This is a genomic window from Rosenbergiella nectarea (genome assembly GCF_900111105.1).
Classification (GTDB): Bacteria; Pseudomonadota; Gammaproteobacteria; order Enterobacterales; family Enterobacteriaceae; genus Rosenbergiella; species Rosenbergiella nectarea.
In genome coordinates this window covers 80,712-99,525 of the sequence record NZ_FOGC01000009.1, presented here as the reverse complement: position 1 = coordinate 99,525, position 18,814 = coordinate 80,712, and the positions used below count along the sequence as shown (strand labels likewise).

General features: G+C 47.7%; 12 protein-coding genes and 1 pseudogene. 8 read left to right on the top strand and 5 right to left on the bottom strand.

Annotated elements, in window-relative coordinates; all coding sequences use genetic code 11:
* Positions 1-28: 28 nt before the first annotated feature.
* Positions 29-1,216, bottom strand: a complete 1,188-nt coding sequence (locus tag BMX14_RS11625; protein ID WP_092676985.1) for an aminotransferase-like domain-containing protein — start codon at positions 1,214-1,216, stop codon at positions 29-31.
* A 364-nt stretch (positions 1,217-1,580) separates the two neighbouring features.
* On the opposite strand from BMX14_RS11625, the gene BMX14_RS11620 reads away from it, so the two are divergent.
* The 7 genes and pseudogenes from BMX14_RS11620 to BMX14_RS11590 all read left to right on the top strand — a co-directional run bounded on the left by BMX14_RS11620 (position 1,581) and on the right by BMX14_RS11590 (position 11,150).
* Positions 1,581-2,300, top strand: a complete 720-nt coding sequence (locus BMX14_RS11620) for a FadR/GntR family transcriptional regulator (RefSeq protein ID WP_092676983.1) — start codon at positions 1,581-1,583, stop codon at positions 2,298-2,300.
* Positions 2,301-2,490: 190 nt separating this feature from the next.
* Entirely contained in the window at positions 2,491-3,042 is a 552-nt protein-coding gene (locus tag BMX14_RS11615; protein ID WP_143056415.1) for a cache domain-containing protein, read from the top strand.
* 133 nt (positions 3,043-3,175) lie between these two features.
* Positions 3,176-4,480, top strand: a complete 1,305-nt coding sequence (locus BMX14_RS11610; RefSeq protein WP_092676980.1) for a cation:dicarboxylate symporter family transporter — start codon at positions 3,176-3,178, stop codon at positions 4,478-4,480.
* Between the two features lie 170 nt (positions 4,481-4,650).
* A complete protein-coding gene (locus tag BMX14_RS11605; RefSeq protein ID WP_092676978.1) occupies positions 4,651-5,634 on the top strand; it encodes an L-dopachrome tautomerase-related protein in 984 nt (327 codons plus the stop codon).
* Between the two features lie 58 nt (positions 5,635-5,692).
* The gene (locus BMX14_RS11600) at positions 5,693-7,042 is read left to right on the top strand and encodes a GntT/GntP/DsdX family permease (RefSeq protein ID WP_092676976.1); all 1,350 of its coding nucleotides are present in this window, start codon (positions 5,693-5,695) and stop codon (positions 7,040-7,042) included.
* 291 nt (positions 7,043-7,333) lie between these two features.
* A pseudogene (locus tag BMX14_RS11595) lies at positions 7,334-8,782 on the top strand (FAD-dependent oxidoreductase).
* A gap of 250 nt (positions 8,783-9,032) precedes the next feature.
* A complete protein-coding gene (locus BMX14_RS11590) occupies positions 9,033-11,150 on the top strand; it encodes a TonB-dependent siderophore receptor (RefSeq protein ID WP_092676974.1) in 2,118 nt (705 codons plus the stop codon).
* 32 nt (positions 11,151-11,182) lie between these two features.
* Here BMX14_RS11590 and BMX14_RS11585 read toward each other — a convergent pair whose 3' ends face one another.
* From BMX14_RS11585 to BMX14_RS11570, 4 genes are all read right to left on the bottom strand, one after another.
* The gene (locus BMX14_RS11585; protein ID WP_092676972.1) at positions 11,183-12,418 is read right to left on the bottom strand and encodes an MFS transporter; all 1,236 of its coding nucleotides are present in this window, start codon (positions 12,416-12,418) and stop codon (positions 11,183-11,185) included.
* Positions 12,419-12,488: 70 nt separating this feature from the next.
* Entirely contained in the window at positions 12,489-14,831 is a 2,343-nt protein-coding gene (locus BMX14_RS11580; RefSeq protein ID WP_092676970.1) for a GNAT family N-acetyltransferase, read from the bottom strand.
* On the bottom strand, positions 14,824-16,125 hold the full coding sequence (locus BMX14_RS11575) for a lysine N(6)-hydroxylase/L-ornithine N(5)-oxygenase family protein (RefSeq protein ID WP_092676968.1): 1,302 nt from the start codon (positions 16,123-16,125) through the stop codon (positions 14,824-14,826). Before BMX14_RS11575 ends, BMX14_RS11580 begins: the two co-directional genes overlap by 8 nt.
* On the bottom strand, positions 16,125-17,654 hold the full coding sequence (locus tag BMX14_RS11570) for a pyridoxal phosphate-dependent decarboxylase family protein (RefSeq protein WP_230527467.1): 1,530 nt from the start codon (positions 17,652-17,654) through the stop codon (positions 16,125-16,127). The genes BMX14_RS11575 and BMX14_RS11570 overlap by 1 nt, the downstream gene beginning before the upstream one ends.
* A gap of 245 nt (positions 17,655-17,899) precedes the next feature.
* Between BMX14_RS11570 and BMX14_RS11565 the strand changes: the two genes are divergently transcribed.
* On the top strand, positions 17,900-18,784 hold the full coding sequence (locus BMX14_RS11565) for a siderophore-interacting protein (protein WP_092676966.1): 885 nt from the start codon (positions 17,900-17,902) through the stop codon (positions 18,782-18,784).
* Positions 18,785-18,814: the final 30 nt, after the last annotated feature.

Genomic DNA, 18,814 nt, shown 5'->3' with positions numbered 1-18,814 from the left:
GGAAGAGGATCCCTTCCCCTGCAGGAGATTAGGAGGAAAGCGTCTGCAGTGCGCGTGCGATACGGACAGCGGCCTCATCGGCAGTCTGTTGCGTCAACATGGAGTAAGAGAGACGTAACGCGTTCTTTTCTGGATTTTCCGCGAAGAAGACATCGCCCGGCACAAACACGACTTTCTCCTCAATACAGGCCTTCAATAACCGACTCGCGTCCATACCCTCTTTCAGGTGGCACCATAAAAACATGCCACCTTCAGGACGGTTAAAAGTAATCGCGTCACCGAGGTGTCGCTGCAAAGACTCGATTAACCCATCACGACGTTGGCGATAAGTCTCTTTTAATAAGGCGATACGCTGATCAATTCGCCCCGAAGCGATATAACGGGCAGCGATATGTTGATTCAGAGTTGAAGTATGCAGATCCAATGCCTGTTTCGCTACGGTAACCGCCATAAGGAATTTTTCAGGAAGCGCGAGCCACCCTAAGCGTAAACCAGGGGAGAAAATTTTCGAGAAACTCGACATATAACAGACGTTATGGTCGACACCGTATAACTGTTGAGCCAGTGAAAAGAAGGTTTCACGGCATTGCTCAGTAAAGGCTAAGTGCCCATAAGGGTCATCTTCGACAATCACGACCTGATAACGGTGCGCTAATTTCACGATTTCGATGCGCTGTTCGTTTTCAATGATGCGCCCGGTAGGGTTAGCAAAGGTTGGGATAAGATAAAGCATCTTGACGCCCCCCGCCGCTAAACGGGTTTCCAATGCGCCGAGATCGATCTGATCACCTTGGTACGCCAGCTCTTCAATAACCGCCTCGGTATAGTCCAATAACTGCAAAGCGGCCAAATAGGTGGGACGCTCCACTAATACTACATCGTCTTTCTCTAAGAACACCCGGTTAAGCAGGTCAATGCCTTGCTGGGAGCCATTGGTGATCAGTATCTGCTGCGGGTCGAGGGGGAGACCCACATTTTGCGTCCAGTTGGCAATACTTTGACGTAGCGGCCATTCACCTTCTGTCACCGAATATTGGAAAACATCGCGATGATCTTCAGCGAGTAACTGCTGGAGTACGCTATCAATCCCCTCAACGTCAATCATATCCGTGGCAGGAATACCACCCGCTAAGGAAATAAATCCAGGTTCTTTACTAAATTTAAGCAATTCTCTAACCGGTGAAGAATGTATCGCTGCGGATTTCTTGGAAAGCATGCGTTAACCGTCGCCCTTTACGTAATAAACGTTGATAAGAATTTCTCAACCTTAGCAAAATTACCACGTAGAGTCATGAACAACTCGTGGCAGGATGAGACAAAAAAATAGCGGGTTTCAACCCATCAAGTTGACTGCCGGTGTCACTCGGAATTCTCCCAAAAGAGCATCATTAAATTATATTTAAAAAGCCTGTTCACAATAATTAATTATGTATTAATTAGAGACCGATAAATTATTAATAATAAAAGATCAAATTTAATTATTAAAAAAACACCCCTCACCCGCCACTAGTTTTCTTTAAATATTTTCGGATTTATGTTATAAATAAAATTCGTAAAGGATTATTTACATAGAGAATTCTATGATCACTCATACTGTTATTTTTGCTCCAATTGGAGAAGCGAGTAGAACAGAACAAATCACCCAAAGACTTTCCAATGCTATTATTTCTGGTTTATTAGAAAAAGGTGAGCAACTGCCTAATGAATCAGAGTTAGCACGGATGATGGGCGTTTCACATATTACTATTAGGGACGCACTCAATACTCTGCGAAGTAAATCATTAATATATACTATCCGAGGTCGTAATGGCGGAAGTTTCATTAGTGATAATGTTGAAAATTACGTCAAATATTTTCACCCCTTTAATAATATTAGTTCAGATTATTTGTCCGATCTCGGTGAAATGCAAAGTTCGTTGATTATACACAGTGCGCGTCTTTCGGTGCGGCGAATGACTGACCAAGATTTAACGACGTTGAATAACCTTATTTCAACGCTTGAAAATTCCGATACTCCTCAACAAAAAACCCAATCCGATATGCGGTGCCTGCTCACACTTGCCGCCAACTCTCAATCAGCAAGGCTAGCCGCCCAAGAGTTGATTATTCTCACTGAATGGGCGCCGCTTATCTCCATTCTTTATCGAGATGAAACCTTTCATGCTAAAAGTACTTTCCACTACCGCGAGCTTTTCAATGCATTACAGAATAGGGATGAAACGCTAGCCGTAACTCAAGCCCATGCTTTAATTGAATTTTTCGTTTCATCATTAATAGAATACAAAATTAATTTTGTCTAAAACCTAACTCGATTTCAGGATGAAATGAAAGAATATGCCATTAGGGAAAATAAAACGTAAATCTGAAGAATCATTTTCATTAATAGAAAAAACTACCCGAGAGTTTTCAATTACTATTAGCCAAATGATTTCTGAATCAAAAAAGATAGTTGATATTAATTTAAAACTTGAGAAAAAAATAAAAGAGAATATGTTATTTCTTGCAGAAAAATTATTAAGCCAACAAGACTTATTATCTGGTGCAGGCTTCGCCCTTTATAACGAATCTACGACTCGATCTTGGGAAATTGCGTGGTTATACCGACCTCAATCTCACCGACTCGCAAAAAATTATTGCCTAAATAAAGCTTCCCAACACTTAGTCGACTATCAGACATTCTCATGGTTTTCTACCGTCAAGGAAACAAAAGAGGGATATTTACATGGCCCCTACGTCGACTACGTCTGTAATTCTACCTATACATTAACCTACCTCTATCCCGTTTATTTTGATAAGCAATTGATTGGGGTTGCAGCAGCTGATGTGATGGTCGGTCAATTAGAACGAATACTGCGTGACACTTTGGCCAATGAACGTCTGCCCATCGTTATGACGACGCCCTCAGGACGTATCTTTTTTTCTAACCTCCCTAACTACCGAGTGGGAGAGCTTAAGTCCAGGAGTGCCTTGATTGCTCACTTGCGAAGCCAATACTTCACGTTATGGGACGAGGACAGTGAGTATGGTGCAATACCGCCCTAAATCAGAGCATTAAACGGCGATGAAACGGTAGCGATGGCGCATTACTGTCGTCGCTGCCGAGATGTAACTTTTGGCCCAATAATTGCTTGACTGAAACATAAGTTTTTCAGTTACGTTAAAAAGGGCTGCGGCTATGACACACACTCTCTTTAAGATACGCCACTCTATCTTTATCCAAGTACTTATCGCGCTAGTCATTGGCACGGCATTGGGTTGCCTTTATCCAGCGATTGCCGATTCTCTGAAACCTTTGGGCGATAGCTTTATCAAACTGATTAAAATGGTTACCGCCCCCCTAGTGTTTGTGATCATCGTCCAAGGCATCTCTTCCCACAGCGAATTGAAACAGGTCGGACGTATCGTTGGTAAAACCCTCCTTTACTTCGAAATCATTACCTTACTGGCTTTAGTCCTAGGCTTAGTGGGGGCACAGGTCACCCATATCGGGCAAGGTATACACCTGTCGAACATGGAGATGGGCGCAACGGATAAACTGAATCACCTCTCTTCGCTACAGAGTTTTGGTGATTTTTTCTTAAATCTGATCCCTGATACTTTTATCGGTGCGTTCGCGCGCGGAGATACCTTACAAGTCCTACTGATCTCTATTCTCTTCGGTGTATCGCTGAATATTAGCGGCGAAGCAGGTAAGCCGGTGATCACGTTCATTAATAGCCTGAGCCATATTCTTTTCCGGTTAATGGCGATGCTAGTCAAAGTTGCCCCACTGGGAGTACTAGGCGCGGTTGCCTATATGGTCGGCCATTATGGCGTCCACTCGTTGACCAGTCTGCTCGGATTCCTCTTCCTTTACACCGGTATTTGCGCGCTGTTTGTCATCGTCGTTTTAGGCGGCATTACACGGCTGACGGGGATTAGCTTTATCGCGCTACTGCTCTATTTACGCGAAGAGCTCACCATCGTCTTAGGCACCACTGCGTCAGATGTGGTGTTACCTCAGCTGATGAAAAAATTAGAATTTCTAGGGATCAGTAAATCGACCGTTGGCTTAGTGATCCCGACTGGATATTCCTTCAACCTCGATGGATTTTCAATCTATTTAACGCTCGCTGTGGTGTTCATCGCGAATGCCACTGGCATTGACCTAGGTTGGAGCGAAATCGCCTTAATATTGGGAGTGGCCGTCTTCACCTCAAAAGGGGCGCATGGTGTACCCGGCGCAGCGATTGTTATCCTTGCAGCGACCCTTTCTGCAATTCCCTCTTTACCTCTGGCAGCTTTAGCCTTCTTATTACCCATCGATTGGTTAATGGGTATACCACGTGCCCTCACCAATGTGTTAGGGAACTGTGTCGCAACGTTGGTCATTGCGAAATGGGAAAATGATCTGGATCTGGTTCGGGCTCGTCAGGTACTTAATCAAGACATTCCCTATAAAAATGTGAATAAAGAAAACACTTTAGCCGCTGAACAGTAAAAGTTAACTACACTTTTTAAACCATTACCTCGTTTAAGGAGTGCCAGTGAAACCTTTCACCCTACTTACCGCTGTATTAATGACAGCGGTTTTTTTCATCTCAGAGCGACGCCGCTTCCGAAGTTATCGCCAAAATTAATGCTCCTTATCCCGACCTTTCCGGTATCGCGGTGAATCAGGAAAACCGAGTATTTTTAGGTTTTCCACTCCGCTCCGGTGATCATAATTGGCCAGCATTGATGGAACTTAAGAATGGGAAATTGACGCCTTATCCAAATAAAGCCTTTGGCTTACCTCAGAAAAACTTCGTGGATGGGTTAGTGTCACCCCATGGATTATTTGTAGATAAAAATAATACGTTATGGGTATTGGATGATGGAAAAATCCAGGGGAAATCGACCATTCCTGTCGGTACAGCAAAAGTCGTGGCGATTAATACCGAGACGAACAAAATCCTGAGAACAATTGTGATCACGCCGCCAGTACTGAATTCTAGCTCGCACTATAACGATTTACGGGTGGATCTTTCACATGGGCAACAAGGGACCGTCTATATTGCCAACTCTGGCTTTAAACAACGTTACTCCTTGATCGTTATCGATATTGCCAGCGGTAAACAACGGGAAGTCTTAATCAACCACCCGTCGACCTCCCCCGACCCCGGCTTTATGGCCTTTATCGAAAACAAACCCGTGGTCTTTAACGCCGATAACCCCCAATTACCGCAAGGCGGCATTGATGGCGTCGCCCTGTCCCCCGACCAAAGTAAGCTCTATTGGACCGCGCTTAGCGGACGCAAGCTATGTAGTCTGCCTACCGCTCAACGTAGCGATTTTTCTGTTTCTGAGACGGCACTCGAAAAAGCGGTGCATTTCGAAGGCGAGCATCCCGCCAACGACGGTATGGCGGAAGATGAAAAAGGGAATCTTTACTTCGGTGCCTTTGAGCAACAATCGTTGGTGAAGCGTGATCCTAAAGGCCAATTTTCCTTACTTGATCACAATGTTCACGATTTCGGCTGGCCAGATGGATTAGCTTATCGTAATGGTTATCTCTACACCACATTAGGCCAATGGAATCGTACTCCTGACTTAAACGGTAACCACGACCTCCGCCAACGGCCCTTCTTAGTTATCCGCACGTCGACGGAGTAATATAACGCTGAGCATCACTCACGACTCATGCGTTTTGCTTAATGATTTGGAGAAAGCGATGAGTAGTGATGGCGAAATTTTACTCGCATGTATCGCCGCCCTTGCGGCGATTGTTTTGTTCGTGGCCTATGCCAAATTACCACCCTTCTTAGCCATTTTTGTTGGCGCAGTGATTGCTGGACTGATCGCCCACGTACCGGTCGAAATCATTGCTAAGAGTTTTTCTAAAAGTGCCGGCGGGGTGTTAGGGGAAAGTGGGTATGTTATCGCTATGGGAGCCATGCTGGGCAGTGTGATGACTAAAACGGGTGCGGCCGATCGACTCGCAGAGTTTATCATTGCTCGCACTTCCGCTCGTTATTTACCTTGGGTAATGGCCCTCACTGCCATGATAATTGGTCTGCCGCTCTTTTTCGAGGTGGGATTAGTACTCATGTTGCCGCTTATCGCCACCGTAAGTGCCCGTTCAGGACAATCGTTATTACGCATTGCGGTGCCGGTACTCGCAGGACTGACGGCGTTACATGCCCTAGTTCCGCCTCACCCCGGACCAATTATCGCCATCACAACCTTACATGCGGATATGGGGCTAACGTTACTACTCGGTTTGGTTATTGCCGTTCCAGCAGTGGTACTAGCAGGGCCACTTTATGGTAAATGGTTAAGCCAAAAAGCTAGCTTAGCGACCGTGACCCAACTCGCGACACTGCCTGAGCCTATCTCTGGGCTACGTCCTCCCTCGTTCCTCCTGACTATCAGTATTATTTTGCTACCGGCAATCTTGATGCTGATACGCAGCATCTCGCTCTATGTGCTACAAAGCGACAGTTCATTGGCACATCTTTTAGATTTTATCGGTGAACCTTTAGTCGCCCTGACCCTTACCGTATTACTGGCGATCCTCACCCTCAGCTGGCGAAGTGGGATGGAGAAAAAACACGTCGGAGAGACATTAACGGCCAGCATTGCGCCGGTCGCGGTTTTATTGCTAACCATTGGCGCGGGGGGCGGACTAAAAGGCGTTCTGGTCGAGGCCGGTATTAGCCAAAGTATTAGCCATTTTGCCTCGCAGACCCATGCGCCGCTGTTACTCCTCGCATGGGGTGTTGCGGTAATGATCCGTCAAGCAACCGGTTCGGCAACGGTTGCGACCACGACGACGGCTGGCATTATGGCAGCAAGTTTCCAACTTTTACCCCCTGTAGAAAGTAGCCTAATTGCCTTGGCAATTGGGGCGGGATCGGTCTTTTTCTGCCACATCAATGATGCTGCCTATTGGATGATCAAATCGTTCTTCGGCTTAACCTTACGGCAAACGCTGTGGATGTGGTCTGTACTGCAGACAATTGTATCGTTAGTCGGTCTTATTATGGCGAGTGTCTTGTGGATGATCCTTGTCTCATCCTGAGTCTTTGTGAAAAACGGTGATCCGAATAAGGGTTCATCTTGGGAAAAATCCACCTCCGACCCTTCACCGCCCAAGGATAGGAGTCTTCGAAGAAGGCTCTCCTTCATAACGCTTTACCGAGTCATCGTCTCGCTGTGGTAAACCTGCACAGACAGATACCTTTTACAACCGGACTCTCAACCACCAAATCAAACAAAAAAGAAACAATTAAACACAATTAATAAACAAAAGTGTAAAAGAAGTAACAAAATTACCTTATGATTGCGCCCTTTTAAAATTTGGCAACAAAAAATGAATATTAGTAGAAGAAAACTCATCCTTAGTGGCGGTGCAATTTGCGCTGCTGGGATCGGTGCAAGTGTGCTCGGCCCAATGTTTCAAAGAGAAGGCCGACTGGTGCCGGGCAAACCAAGATATGGTTTCATTAACGGTACTGAAGGCCCCCTCCCCCAAAGTGCCGATGCGGTTATTATTGGCGCTGGAATTTTAGGGATAATGACGGCTATTGACCTGACTGAGAAAGGGTTATCAGTCGTTATCGTTGAAAAAGGTAATATTGCAGGCGAACAATCTTCCCGATTCTATGGCCAATTAATGACCTATAAGATGGAGGGAGAGACATTTATGCTCCACCATCTAGGAAAAGAACATTGGCGGGGAATGAATAAAAAAATTGGTGTAGATACGAGCTATCGTACACAGGGCCGTGTTGAAGTGCCGATGAGTGACGAAGACCTGCAGAACGTCAGAACGTGGATTGATGATAAGAAAGAGCAGGTGAGCAGTTCGATACCCTTAAATACGCGGATTATTCAGGGGGAAGAGTTTAAAAAGCGTTTAAAAGGGGCAACATCGAATTGGACGATCGCAGGATTTGAAGAAGACTCCGGAAGCTTAGACCCAGAAATCGCGGCAGTTAGAATGGCCGAGTATGCAAAGAAAATTGGCGTAAAAATCTATACCAACTGCGCCGCACGAGGCATCGAAAAACAAGGTGGTGTGGTGTCCGATGTTGTCACAGAAAAGAGCGCGATTAGAACGACCAGAGCGGTGGTATGTGGCGGCGCATGGTCAAGGTTGTTCATGCAAAATCTAGACGTTGATCTTCAGACACTACCGGCTTATCAATCTCAACAACTCATTACTGGCGGACCGGGATTACCGGGAGCGAACGTCGCCTTACCAGGCAACATCTTTTTCCGAGAACAAGCGAATGGTACTTATGCAACATCGCCAAGGATAGAAGTCATCCCTATCGTCAAAGATTCATTTATCTAGGGTTATAAGTATTCACCACTGCTTGCACCGGAAGATGTCTTTATCCATTTCTCGATCAATGAACAACTTCTCAATTCATTTAAGCAGAAAACAAAATGGTCTCTCGATAAACAGTCTCCCTTCGAGACAAACCGCGATAGGGTTGCCGTGGCAGATGTTAAAGACCTGAATAAATCCCTCGCTACCTTGAAAAAAGAGTTCCCTGCATTTAATAATTCAAAACTTATTGACCAATGGAGTGGTGCAATGGCCGTTGCGCCAGATGAATCGCCGATCATTTCTGTTGTCAAAGAATGCCCGGGACTGGTCGTCAATACGGCAACAAGCTGGGGAATGACAGAAAGCCCGGTCTCTTCTTCTATCGCAGCAGATTTACTGTTGGGCAATACCCCAGTCCTCAATTCTAAAGCCTTTATCGCTTTAGCTAAGGCGACAATAATGTACCCAATAAAGCCCATCTAGAATATGGGCTTTATCTGCCACGCCTTAACAATACTCATTTCAGCCTAAGTCAGCCCTTATCAGTTTAGGGTTATTGCACATTACCCAACGACTTCAGGGTAGATAAATAATTAGGGTCTGAAGCCGTGCAGAGAGTATTGCAACCAAGCCAATAAAAGATAATAATTCTCGTTCTTATTATCAATTGAGGGAGTCCACGCTAGGATTCCCTGAGTCACCTGCGTCCTGACTGTTGAGGTAGATAAAAATAATGAAGACGTTATTCCCGCTTAAGCGTCATGCTTTCCTAGTTTCGTTAGCGCTCTCCGCTCCCCATCTGAGTTATGCCGCAGACAACAATATTGTTGTCACCGCTGCACCAGAAGATACTGCCGTTTCAGAAACTCACGGGTATACCGCCAAAACAAGCACTGGCGCGAGTAAAACAGACCAGCCGTTAATTACTACGCCGCAATCGGTCTCGGTTATTACGCGTCAACAGATGATTGACCAAGGCGCAATGACGGTTAACGATGCCTTAAATTACACCGCAGGGGCGTTTACTAACTTTGGTGGCGCGGCAACACGCTACGATACCGTATCATTACGTGGGTTCCACGGTGGCGATGTCGATAACATCTTCCTCGATGGCATGCGCTTAATGAGCGATCCCAGCAGTTATAACGTTCTGCAAGTCGACCCTTGGTTCTTAGAACGTATCGATGTGATTAAAGGCCCTTCCTCAGCCCTCTACGGTCAAACCGTACCCGGTGGGTTAGTCATGGAAACCTCCAAGCGTCCACAATTCGCGGAAGAAGGTCACTTCAAAACCTATTACGGTAACCACAGCACCAGTGGTGTCGCAATGGATTACACCAATGCGATCAATGACCAGTGGGCTTTCCGCTTAACCGGCATCGGTCATCAAAGCCACACGCAATATAACAATACCCGTGAAGAACATTATGCTATCTCACCTTCCTTACTCTGGCAGCCGGATAGTGATACCTCGTTATTGTTAAAAGCGTATTTGCAAAAAGATCCCTCCGGTGGTTATCACAGTGCAGAACCGGGCGATGGCAGCTTATATAGTCACAATGGTAAAAGACTCAGTACCCGTTTTAGTGATGCCGACCCTTCTTTGGACCAATTCAAACGCCATGAACAAATTTACAGCTACGACTTTTCACATAACTTCAATGATACTTGGTCGATTCACTCTGCCGGGAGTTATAGCCACTCCAATGTCGACCTTGATCAGGTCTATCAAATTGGCTGGCAACCGGATAGTGATATCTTAAATCGCTACTATTCAGGCTCACGTTCCTCACTGTCCGCAGTCGCGACAGATAACCAATTGATCGCCAATTTTAGAACCGGTGAGCTGCAACATAAGGTCGTTATCGGCGCGGAATACCACGAATATACCAATCATCATAAAGATGCGAGCGGTACGGCGTCGTCAATCAATCCGTTTACCGGTGAAACCTACGGGGAAAACGGTGACTATACTTTCTACGGCACCAAGAATCGCTACTACCAAACCGGTGCCTATTTACAAGATGAAATGCAATGGGACCGCTGGCACCTAGATGTCTCGGGTCGTTATGACCGTATCGTCTCGAAAAGTGTGAGCGACGACCTCGGCACCCATTCTCGCCGCCAAGATGACCATGTGAGTGGCCGAGCAGGCCTACTCTACGCCTTTGACAATGGCATCTCCCCTTATATCAGTTATAGCCAAGCAATTACGCCTCAAGCGCTATCAGATGCCAACGGTAATATCCTAAAGCCAACTACCGCATCACAGTATGAAGCCGGGGTGAAATACCAGCCGGTTGGGACCTCTGACCTATATAGCCTCGCGCTCTACGACCTGACACAAAAAGACGTTGCTAACCGTGTGGTGCCTGAGACTTATTATGCTTCCGTCGGAAAAGTGCACTCCCGCGGTATCGAACTCGAGGCCCATAATCAGTTAACTTCACGATTGAGCACTATTGCTACCGCCAGTATTAATCATGTTCGCTATGAGGATGCTATCGATGGTAATAATGGAAACACGCCGTATGTCACCCCAAATGCGACCGCTTCTGCTTGGGTAAACTATAAATTCGATTACGGCATTACGACCGGTGTTGGGGTTCGCTACATAGGTAAGCAGTGGGCTGACAATGAAAATACCACTCGTATTCCTTCGGCAACCTTGGTCGATGCTTCAGTACGAATGGATCTCGGTGCATGGCGTTCGCAGTGGAAAGGCGCTTATGTACAACTCAATGCGAAAAACTTAGGAGGACGTGATTACGTGGCGTCTTGCTATGGTACAGGTTATTGCTACTGGGGAGCGGAACGTTCGGTGATCGCCACCGTCGGTTACGACTTCTAAGCCTAGGCGCGGCCTTACAGCCGCGCCCGTTTTTACTCGAGGGTAAGTGCCTGACGATGTTGCTTGACCCAACGTACAAACATCACACTCAGCAGCAACCATAAGCCACCACTCGCCAGATTAACCGCAGAGAAACCGAGTAATCCATGCTGGAAGTAGCCTTCGCGCGCTAATTCTAAGCCGATGGAATACATCAGAATACTCAGCATTCCCATCATTGCCGCGACCTGCCCCTTAGACTCGGTAACAGAAAATAACGTCAACCGATACAAGACAGCCGTACTTAACCCCGCGCCAAACGCATAAATACTCAAGCCGATGACCAGAAGCGCAATTTGATAGGTGTCGCTAAAGGTGGCGCAGAGCGCAATCAATAATCCCCCCACGAGCGGCCACGCCCCCACGACTAACGGGCGAGTGATCTCGGCATTATGGGTTAATTTACTCAGCACCATATTACCAAGGATCATTGCCACGAAGACGGGGACTTGCAGTAGCGCATAGTCGACCTCACTCATCTGATGGTCATGGATCAAGTAGACCGGGGACAGGGCAACCCAGCTTAAGATTGGCACGGCAGACAAACCGAGTGCCAAACATCCCGCAATTAATGCGGGTCGTTTTAGCAATTTCCAATAGCCACCTAAAAGCCGCTTGGGCGTTAAGCTGAGCTGACGATTTCCTGATGTCTCCGGCATGCTGAAGTACAATCCCACTAGGGCGATCATCGACATTAGCGCGAAAATAACAAATAACATCCGCCAAGTGGTGAATAGTAGTAATGCACTCCCGGCCAACGGACCAATTAATGGCGCTAACAAGGCGACATTCGCCATCCAAGCCATAAGTCGAATACTCTTTCGTTCTTCGAAAGCCTCCTGCACCGCGGTATAGCCAACGGCACCAATAAAACAGAGGCTGATCCCTTGGAAAAAGCGTAGCAACATAAACTGCTCAATAGACGTTACCCAGAACGTTAATCCGCTGGCGATAGCAAACAGTAAGGCGCCAGACATCAATATCGGGCGGCGGCCCCATTTATCGGAGAGTGGCCCTAATAACCACTGCAAAACCAGGCCACCAATAAGGTAGGCCGTCAGCGAAAAGGGAACCCACTCTGGGCCAACCTGTAAGTCTTGGGTCACTTGTAGCATGCCCGGTTGCACCATATCGTGGGCAATATAGGTCGTGAACTCAAAAAGTACTAGAGAGAAAGGAAACAGCCAGGACGTCACGGTAGCGTCAGGGCGTGTTGGAGTCGATGTCATAAATAAGACCTAAAAAAGAAAAAAAGACCGGCATAACCGGTCATTGTAGTGACTTTATTGACTATCGGTATCAATTTTTAAACTGGGCTATCGGGTTATCCAGTACCCCAGCCAGTTTCAGGGCGCTCGCTGGATCGTCCAAATTCACCATTTGCTGATTATTCGCCAACTGCAGCCGGTTTAAACAAGAATGTGCATACGTCGGGCTAAACAGATCGAACCGAGCAAACTTTTCAGAGAACTGTGGATGGTGTTGCTGATAATGCTTAACGCTGACGGCAACACGTTGCCAAAACGCTTTTTCTTGCATCACCCTATCTTCATCCAGGATCGCGCTGACAAAACGGAAGAAGCAGCTAAACACGTCGACAAAAATCGATAACAACTTCATCTCATCCGGGACCTCAGCCTTAATACGTTGTACTTTGTCCGGCAACTCATACGAGGTGTCTAAGATCGCAATCTCTTCGCCAATATCTTTCATGAAACAGCCTACGGGCGCGTCGTCTTCTAACATAAGGATCAGATTTTCGCCATGGGGCATAAAGACCAAATCGTACTGATAGAAGCAGTGCAAAATAGGACTTAAATAGACTTGAAGATAACGGTCTATCCACTCGGCGGGCGCTAAACCTGAACGCTTGATAAGTGCTGTTAACAGGGCTTTACCCTCTACGTCGCGGTGAAGTAATCCGGCCATCGTCATTAAACGCTGCTGATCGGTTAAGCCCGTTAACGGGTTTTCCCGCCATAAGGCAGCAAACATTTTCTTGTAGGCAGAATCTTTTTTGATCGCCTTCTCATAGAGGCGATGATGATAGCCGATGGTGGCGACCTCTTGGAGGATCGAAAAACGGCAGTGGTTAAGCCAGTTATCCTCGGCGACGAGTTTCGCTAACCATTGGTTAACCGCAGGTGTCGTGGCCATATAGTAAGGCGATAACCCTCGCATAAAGCCCATATTGAGAATCGATAACGCGGTTTTAACATAACGCTTAGTCGGCTGGCTGCGGTTAAAGAAAGTCCGTATCGACTGCTGAGCTTGGTAGGCATCGGCCGCGACGCCTAAATAAATAATATTCTGCCGGGCGATATCAGCAGCGAATACCGTGACGATTTTATTCTGCCACTGCCAAGGATGTACGGGCGTAAAGAGGTAGTCCTCCGCTAACACGCCCATCGACCGCAGTGTAGCCTCCCACTCTTTGACCTGCGCAGCCCCTAACTCCTCCTCGATAAGTGTGGCGTAGTCCAACCCCTCAATGGCAGCAAAATGGCCATTGCTACGATGGACGGCGACCCAAGGCATATAAATGGATGCCCCCACTTCTGGCGCATAAGCCAAGTAGTCTGCGGCATCAAACCCAATACGTCCATTATTGGCAATAAAACAAGGGTGCCCTTCGGTCATCGAGGACTCGATGGTCTGAAAGTCTGCCGCCGCAAGTTGCTCGCTGCTCGGATTGCCTTTCTGTAACTTAAACTGGCTGCTGCAGAGTGTGCTGGAGACTTCTTCTAAATAGGTCGCTAGTATCGACTCCGGTATGGCCAGTTGGTCGGCAAATTCAACAATAAAAGTTAACGCATCGAGTGATTGCTCTTGTCCCTTGTGGGTTTTCGTTATTGTCCGCCAATCAATAGAAAGGTGGTTTAACGCGCGCCACTGCCCTTCAAACTGATAAACATTCTCGCCCGAGGTATCGGTTAAGCGCCAAACGCCTTCCGTTACCGCTTCAGGGGCTAACAGTCGTTCATGGCTGAATTCAGTCATCGCTTTTTGGATAAGTTGTCCATTCGCCTGCTGCCAGTGTTTAGGGTTGGGCTGAAAAGGAGATGAAACTGTCGCGGTACTTAACATAATGGCTTTCTCTCGGTAAAAATCTGTCGCGGCACAAAACGCCAACCACGCGCGTTTATGGCCAAGGTCGATTTGCTGGTGATAGCGGAAACCCGCTTGTTTATTGAGCCGATGGATTTTGTGGTTATTCACATCGGGTTCGACCACTACTCGTGCCACCTCCGGACGGCTAAACAGGTATTCCATTACGGTGGCGAAAATCTGCCGACTTAACCCGCTAATCGGTGTGCTTACTGGTGCCACTAACAGGTGCATACCATAATCGCCAGATTGCGCAGGGTAATGTTCCCCTACCTCTTCCTGTAACGCCTGATAACATTCGATTAAGAAATAAGGCTGTCCGTCGAGGCAACCTATCAGCACACTGTTGACGTCTTGGGCAACCATGTTCAAATAGAAGTCGTTCACCTGCTCCACGCTCTGCTGCTGCATCCCCCAAAATTGCGCATGGGGCTGAGTGACCCAAGAGTGGAGCATCTTTTCATCTCCCGCTTGCCAACGGCGCAAGGTGAAATGACCCAAAGGTTGTTGCAGACTATATATACGCTCACCCATGAACGGCCTCCTTCGGAAGTCCAAAGGTTTGGAAAGCAATTTTTTTCTCGACCGGATACACCTCTCGACCCAGAATACTGCGTAGGATCACCGAGTTGCGATAACAGGCCATACCTAGGTCTGGCGAGACAAAACCATGGGTGTGCAGCTCGGCGTTTTGAACAAAAAGGCTATGGCGACGATCGATACTGTAGTCTCGCCCCACCGCATAACGCTGCTGGCTATCGAACTCGATTAACGGCATCAGGGGCGTTAAAAATTCAGGCGGACGATAGGTATAGCCCGTCGACATAATGACGCTGTCGGTCGCGAGGCTAAACTCTTCCTGCAGGACTTGGTGCGATAAGGTTAGGGTGAGTCCATGGGTTCCATTAGCCTCCATGGCAACAAGGCCGGAGTCGGTACACAGGGACACCGCTAACGGGCCATCAAGATCCTTACGATAAAGCAGTTCGTAAATATCGTTAATCAGGCTCTCATTAATCCCCTTATAGAGATTTTTCTGGCTAGCATTCAGGCGATCGCGCTGCGCCTCGGGTAACGCATGGAAATAGTCGACCCACTCTGGCGAGGTCATCTCCAAGGTTAACCGCGTATATTCCAGCGGGAAAAAGCGCGGGGCACGTGTCACCCAATTCAACTGATAGGCATGCTGATCGATATCTTGCAGTAAATCATAGAAAATTTCTGCCGCACTTTGGCCACTTCCCACCACGGTAATCGCCGATAGCTGCTGCAAAGCCTCTTTCTTCGCCAGATAATGCCCCGAATGTACCACCTGTTCTAATGAAGTATCGATCCAGTCGGGCATCCATGGCGTCGGTCCGGTGCCTAACACTAGATGTCGAGCGAGCCATTGCTGGCGTTCACCACTGACGGTATTCACCGCGTCAACGCAATAGCAGTCTCGTTGTTCATCGCGCGTTACCCGTTCAACCCGCGTGTTCCATTGCAATGAGGGTAGCTGTTCACACGCCCACTGGCAGTATTGGTTGTACTCCTTTCGCAGTAAGAAAAAGTCCTCCCGAATATAGAACGCGTAGAGTTTTCCCTTCTTCTTCAGGTAGTTTAATACGCTAAAGCGGCTAGTAGGGTCAGCTAAGGTCACCAGATCCGCCATAAAGGGCGTCTGTAAATGGGCAGATTCCAGCATCATGCCTGGATGCCAATTGAAGTTCGGTTTTTGATCGAGATACACCGCATCCATATCGGTAATCGCATCGGTCAGACAAGCCAGACTCAGGTTAAATGGACCGATCCCCACCCCTAATAAGTCATAAATTTTCTCGGACATTAGTGGGCCCCTACGGTTTGTTTACGCTGAAGTCGCTGACCGGCCAATGCCTCACCACGATGGATTAAGGCTTCGATCACTTGTTGGATCTCGTCTATCGATGTCGTCGGATTGAGTAAGGTAAATTTCAAGTACTGCTTACCCTTCACCTTGGTGGCGGCAATCATCGCTTCACCGCTTCGAGTAAGGCCTTTACGGATCTGTTGATTAATCTCGTCCACCTGATTGGCGCTCAGCTCGCTGGTAGAATGGAAGCGGAAGACTTGGGTGGTTAACTCTGGCGCATGCAGTACCTCTAGCTGCGGGTAAGCGATTAAGCGACGGTGAGTCTCGACCGTTAAGGCGATGACCTGATCAAACGCGTCACCCAACGATTCACGACCCAAAATGCGTAAACTGAGCCACATCTTTAAGGCATCGAAACGGCGGGTCGTTTGTAGACTCTTATCGACTAAATTTGGTGTACCTTCCTGCTTGGCACTGAGTGGATTGAGGTAATCCGCATGAACGGTGACATGACGCAGATGGCTGGCCTCACGGACAAAGAAAGCTCCGCAACTCACGCTTTGGAAGAAAGATTTATGGTAATCCACCGTTACCGAGTCGGCTAACTCGATACCCGTGAGACGGTGGCGGAACTGGGTTGAGGTTAATAGTCCGCAGCCATATGCCGCGTCAACATGGAACCACGCTTGGTGGCGGTGACATAACTCGGCAATCTCCGCTAAGGGATCAATGCTCCCGAAATCAGTGGTCCCAGCGGTGGCAACGACCGCGATAGGAATTAATCCTTCCGCGAGTGCCTGTGCCATCGCTTGTGCTAATTTGGTACTGTCCATCTTGTAATCGTCATCATAATCGACGGCGATGACCGCCTCATAACCGAGCCCCAGTAAGGCGCAGGACTTCTGAATACTAAAATGGCTTAACGCAGAGGTAAAAATACGCCAGCGCGAGGCTTCGGCAGGTAAACCATGGTGCTTAACCAGGCGTTCGGGCGTCTCTTTAGCAACCCGACTGTCTCGCGCTAATAACATCGCCATCAAGTTTGACTGGGTGCCGCCGCTGGTAAAAATACCCTCACTCCCCTGGGGTAAGCCAATTTGCTGTAACGTCCAATCCACCACCTTCTGTTCTATCAAGGTGGCCCCAGCACTCTGATCCCACGTATCCACTGAGGTATTGACCGCACTTAACAACTGCTCGGCCAATAAGGTGGGTAACGTAATCGGACAGTTTAAATGCGCGATATAACGGGGATGATGGAACCACACGGCATCCCGCAACCAGAGTTGCGACAGTTCGTGCAGCGCAGCCTCTGTCGAGGGAAGCGGCTGGGTTAAATCGATCTCGGCAAATTCAGCCGCCAGTGCTTGAGGCGTAATGCCACTAAAGGGTTGAGAGACCCTCGCCATATGTTGACTGATAAGGTTAGCGGCCAACTGAGTATTACGTTGATAGTCATCGAGCGTTTTATCGTTGAACAACCACTCCTCGAAGGCGTTTTTTTCGCTATTATTTTTAGACACTTACACCACCATTTCCCTTTACACCATTAGAAAAAAGAATCACTCCAGTAGTAAAACTGATTATTGTGGAGTGGTTATAAGGTATGAGAATCTAAATGATAATGATTAGTATTAACAATAAGGAATATTCTTAAAGCTGTTTTTCCCCATAAAAACACTATTTCACCCTTCCCCCACCGCTAGCCGCAGAGTCATTGAATGTGTATGATAATTATTATCATTATTTTTATAGGTAAGTGATCGGTATGGCGTCAGGTTATAGAGTGGTCGATCTTCAGTTAAAACGTCGAGAAATGTTGAGTCCTTCGCTATTGCGCTGCGTCTTTACCGGCGAGGATATCGATAAAATTAAACATGAGGCGCCAGACCAACGCATCAAAATTCTGTTGGCGGAACATCAATCCTGCCAAAAACTTGCCGTAACGGAAGATTGGTACGGGACCTTTCTCGCTATCCCCAAAGCAGAGCGCCCGACCATGCGGACCTATACCCTGCGCCACCTTGACGTGTCACAACAAGAGATGTGGGTCGATTTCGTCCTACATGGCGATACTGGGCCTGCCTCACGCTGGGCGCTGCGTGCGCAAGTCGGTAGCTCATTACAGATTGTAGTACCCAATGCCGAGGCGGCAGCGACCAGTGGCGGGTTTGAATGGTTTGAAAATCCGACGCTGCAAGAGGTCTTACTGGTTGCCGATGAGACCGCCCTGCCCGCTGCGATGGGGATTTTAGAAAATCTTGCCCGCCGACCGAACCCACCCCGTGTGCAAGCCTTTCTTCATGTACCCTTAGCCGCGGATATTCAACCGATTTACTACGACTTTGCTAAGATTCATTGGAGCAGTACTGAGCGTAATGGCGATACACAGCAGGCCCTCTTACAAGCGGTACAATCGCGGTTAACGCTACCGGACTACGCCTGCAGCGCTGACCAATCGTTGGAAGAGAAAAGCCTTAGCGACGATATTTTGTGGGAACGTGCCGAACCTTGTGACCGCTTTCGTACCTGGGTGGCGGCCGAGTCGAGTGTCGTCAGAACCTTACGCCGTTATCTGATTCAGGAGTGCATGCTCACCCGTGAAACGGCAACCTTTATGGCCTATTGGTCGCAAGGTAAAGTCACTGGCTAAGAACAGCTAAGGCCTCCCTGATCGAAAAAT